At 45.7% G+C, this 4148-nt stretch carries 4 protein-coding genes; all 4 read left to right on the plus strand.

Features of this window, described 5'->3' with window-relative positions:
* Positions 1–287: 287 nt before the first annotated feature.
* Positions 288–1547, plus strand: a complete 1260-nt coding sequence (gene rodA, locus RIC07_RS30360; RefSeq protein ID WP_446374081.1) for a rod shape-determining protein RodA — start codon at positions 288–290, stop codon at positions 1545–1547.
* 201 nt (positions 1548–1748) lie between these two features.
* Positions 1749–1934 (plus strand): NAD(P)H dehydrogenase subunit NdhS, encoded by a 186-nt coding sequence (locus RIC07_RS30365; RefSeq protein WP_446374083.1) that lies wholly within the window; start codon positions 1749–1751, stop codon positions 1932–1934.
* A gap of 148 nt (positions 1935–2082) precedes the next feature.
* Positions 2083–2751, plus strand: a complete 669-nt coding sequence (locus RIC07_RS30370) for an HAS-barrel domain-containing protein (RefSeq protein ID WP_446397769.1) — start codon at positions 2083–2085, stop codon at positions 2749–2751.
* 87 nt (positions 2752–2838) lie between these two features.
* A complete protein-coding gene (locus RIC07_RS30375) occupies positions 2839–3885 on the plus strand; it encodes a hypothetical protein (RefSeq protein WP_446397770.1) in 1047 nt (348 codons plus the stop codon).
* Positions 3886–4148 lie beyond the last annotated feature (263 nt).

Genomic DNA, 4148 nt, shown 5'->3' on the forward strand with positions numbered 1-4148 from the left:
AAGGCTGATATCGAGCAACAATGCCGGGTATCAGCCAAGTGTAAGCGTTAACGGTTATCGACCAAAAGTTACACCGTGGACTTATACCAAGACAGAATTACTTGTGGGTAGGTTTGTCTAGGTTTTTAGAAGCGGTTAGAATATAATGCATTCTTCCCTATCCATCCTTATTTTCAACTAGCCTAGGATTTGATCAGGGATTATCCAAAATAGTTTGGAAAAATTCCTGAACAGGGCATCTTCAGAGCGCTAATTGCTAAAAACGTCAATCGCATTCCCCAACGATTATGTTCCAAAAGTCATTGTCCCGTACCCAAATGCGCTGGCTTATGTTCCTGAGCCGATGGCAGGAACTAGACTGGCAGCTATTATTTGTTACCATAAGTCTCACCTTCCTCGGTGGGGTAATGATTCGCAGCGCCGAAATAAATGAGGGGCTAACCGATTGGTGGTGGCACTGGATCATTGGGGGTATTGGTTTAACGCTGTGTCTACTCATCGCGCGATCGCGCTACGAAATCCTACTCCAATGGCATTGGATGATTTATGCAGCCACTAATATGGCGTTGTTTGCGGTGATGATTATGGGGACGACGGCAAATGGCGCACAACGGTGGCTGAATATCCTAGGTTTTCACGTTCAACCGTCGGAATTTGCCAAAATTGGCTTGATTATCACCCTCGCCGCGATTATCCACTGGCAACCCGCCTCAACATTAAATGCGGTATTTCGCGTCTTAGCGATTGCGGCAGTTCCGTGGCTATTTGTATTTTTAGAGCCAAACTTGGGAACTTCATTGGTGTTTGGGGCGATTACGATGGGAATGCTCTATTGGGGAAATGCTAATCCCGGATGGTTAATTTTATTCGTGTCTCCCATCGTTTCCGCGATCATGTTCAATGTATTTTTGCCCGGATGGTTTGTCTGGGTAGGAGCGATGATGCTGATTGGTTGGCGGACTTTACCGTGGTCCTTCTTTGGTGGGATTGGAGCATTGGTTGCCAATGTGATTTCGGGGGGATTAGGAAACTTGTTGTGGGGATTGCTTCAAGATTATCAAAAAGACCGATTGCTTCTTTTTTTAGATCCGGATAAAGATCCCTTAGGCGGAGGATATCACTTGATTCAGTCTCGAATTGCCATTGGCGCAGGTCAACTCACGGGAAGAGGACTGCATCAGGGGACGCAAACCCAACTCCACTTTATTCCGGAACAGCACACCGACTTTATCTTTTCTGCCATTGGTGAAGAACTCGGATTTATTGGCTGCTTGTTCGTCCTATTTACCTTTTGGCTATTGTGTTTACGGTTAGTGATTATTGCCCAAAATGCTAAGGATAACTTTGGCTCACTATTGGCAATTGGTGTCCTATCGATGATTGTGTTTCAAACGGTGATCAACATCGGCATGAATATTGGTTTAGCCCCCATTACCGGGATTCCACTACCGTTGTTAAGTTATGGGCGATCGGCATTACTGGCAAATTTTTTAGCGATTGGATTAGTGGAATCGGTTGCCAATCACCGACACCGATTGAAGTTTTAGTTATTGGTCATTGGTCCTTTGTCCTTATGTAAGGATAGGACTGTGGCAAATGCTCTATATGTAGGGTGGGGAGAGCGTAGCGTAACGCACCTTGACCAATATATAGGGTATGGCTGGGTAAGGTTTGAGGACAAATTAGCTAAATGATCCGGCAGCACATTATAGTAAGCTTAAGAGATAGAGATTTAGGGGTAAACATCGATGATTTTTCCTGGTTCAATTGTGCGCGTCATTAACGGCGATGATACTTACTATAAATTTGAAGGGATAGTCCAGCGCATTGGTGATGGAAAAGCAGGTGTACTGTTTGAAGGTGGTAACTGGGATAAAATTGTCACATTCAATTTATCGGAACTCGAAGAGGTCAAACCTAAAGGGAAGAAGTAAGAAGAAGCTGTGATGTTTGATCAATGATTCGTGAACAAGAATAGATGCTTGTTAAAAAAGGTGCGTTACGCTTCGCTAACGCACCCTACAAAACAAAAAAACACAACAAAGGACAAAGGACAAAGGACGAATGACAAAGGACTAAACTATGCGTCTTCCTTTACCCCAGTTTACGGCTGGAGAACGGCCTGATAATCACATTGCGGAAGTCATAGAAACGGCAACTACAGAATTTCTGGCACAATGCCTAGAGCCAGAAGATTTGAGTTTTCCGGTCATGCCACCTTTTGGCAGTTGGGTCAAATCCGTTGATGAAGAATCGGGAAATCAGGTTATGGCAGTCGTTTACTATGCCACAACTAGCCCGATTGATTCAGTTCACCGGGCTGTCGCGTTGGGATTGTCACTGGCAGAATTGCGAGAGCAACAACCGCAAATTTTTGCCATGCTGAAAACGGAGTTTCGGGCAGCGATTGTTGGGTTTATACCGCCTGGTGAGGGACATAATGGTGACCAACCCCCTAGAGGACGAGCCTATCAATATTTACCTCCTCGTCCGCCGCAAATTCATCAAGCTGTCTATCAATGTCAACCAGACGAGATTATTTACTTTAGTGAACAGTTGGATTTTTTACGAACTCTTCTCTTAGTGACTGGAGCGCCAGTGGAAGCGCTAACAGCGGCAGCGATCCGAGAAATTTATCAAATCCGTAAGGGCGATCGCGACTGGTTAGTGCAAGCAGGGCGAACCTTAAGTGTTTTACTCAAGGATGATTATGACCGTTTGCGATATATTTTGAGTCAACTGCATTGGTAAGTATTGTAAAGTTTCAATTCCCGTAACAAACTCGGTTGAGCTTATCTCTGGAAGCTAGATTGAAATTGTCTGTTCAAACTAATCCAGATGATTCATCGCATTACATTTTCGTTGCTCAGTACAGTTCTTTTGTTGTCTTGCTCAACAAACCCTCAACCCGTTTCTACTCCGGCTAATAGCCCAGACACGACAACAGTAGCAGAAACTCCTGATCAGCCATTGCCAGACACTATTAGTAATCAAGTCCAAGTTGCCCTTGCCGATCGCCTTAATGTTGCTGTTGAGCAGCTGGCAATTGGTCGCCACAGCCGCGAAACCTGGTCAGACGGCTGCTTAGGGCTGGGGGGACCTGCTGAATCATGCCTAGCCGCCCTCACAGAAGGCTGGCAAGTTGAGGTGATTGATACCCAAAGCGATAAAAGTTATTTTTACCGAACCGATTTGTCGGGCGATCAGATTCGCCTATCTAGCCTGGAAAACAATTTGCCGCCGTCAATCCGCGATCGCATCTTTGAAACTGCCCGATCCAGTGGATTGAAACCCTCTGAAAGCTTAGGAATTATCGATGCTGATCCCCAAACTTGGAATGGCTGCTATGGGCTTGCTGATCCCAATCAACTCTGTACTGAGATTGCTATTCTAGGCTGGCGTGCCATTATCAGCGACGGTGTTCAATACTGGATTTATCACACGGATAACTCTGGTGATACGATTCGCCTCAACGAAACCGCCAGTAGCCCTGGTGCCGTTCCCAGGTTCATTCCCATGGTGAATCCCCGTATGCTGGGCGACGAAACAGTCTTCCAAAGCACGATCAGCCACGAGTCGGGTGAGCAAGAAACATTGATGTTGGAGAATGATGAACGCTTGATTTATATTCAAGAACGTGATGGCGAGGTGATGAATCGGGAAACTGAAGCGGTTAGTCAGTCGCAAATCCAAGCACTGTTGCGTCAGCTTGAACAGTCCAATTTTTCCCATTTCGACGGGATTCGCTATCAGCCACCCGTTCCAGATGACGCTGATGCACCCAGGGTTAAACTCAGCGCCCGTTATGGCACTGTTGAGTACAGCAAGTCTAGTGTTGAAGCATTGCCTACTGAACTGCAAGCGGTTATTCAAGAATGGGGTTAACTAACAGTCGGTAAATATCTAGACAATTAGTGACATAACTAGACATTTTCTCGGATATAATCAGGCAATGTCTAGTTTACCCCCCAACAAGCAGCTACTCGACTTTGTGTGACGGTCTTGCACGTTGCACCGATGGGAACTCAACGGCTGGCTTCGGAGCTTCTCGGACGGCTGGTAGTCCGGAGTCGATATGATATTGTTGACTTAATTGGTACATAAGGGAGTCGAAGTCATAAGCATAAAAAAAATAGTGACCGAACTGA

This window comes from Coleofasciculus sp. E1-EBD-02, assembly GCF_040218245.1.
Classification (GTDB): domain Bacteria; phylum Cyanobacteriota; class Cyanobacteriia; order Cyanobacteriales; family Coleofasciculaceae; genus Coleofasciculus.

What these genes read in the sequence shown, in the direction of transcription:
- rodA (WP_446374081.1), top strand. Translation starts at nt 288, where the DNA reads ATGTTCCAAAAGTCATTGTCCCGTACCCAAATGCGCTGGCTTATGTTC.
- RIC07_RS30365 (WP_446374083.1), top strand. Translation starts at nt 1,749, where the DNA reads ATGATTTTTCCTGGTTCAATTGTGCGCGTCATTAACGGCGATGATACT.
- RIC07_RS30370 (WP_446397769.1), top strand. Translation starts at nt 2,083, where the DNA reads ATGCGTCTTCCTTTACCCCAGTTTACGGCTGGAGAACGGCCTGATAAT.
- RIC07_RS30375 (WP_446397770.1), top strand. Translation starts at nt 2,839, where the DNA reads ATGATTCATCGCATTACATTTTCGTTGCTCAGTACAGTTCTTTTGTTG.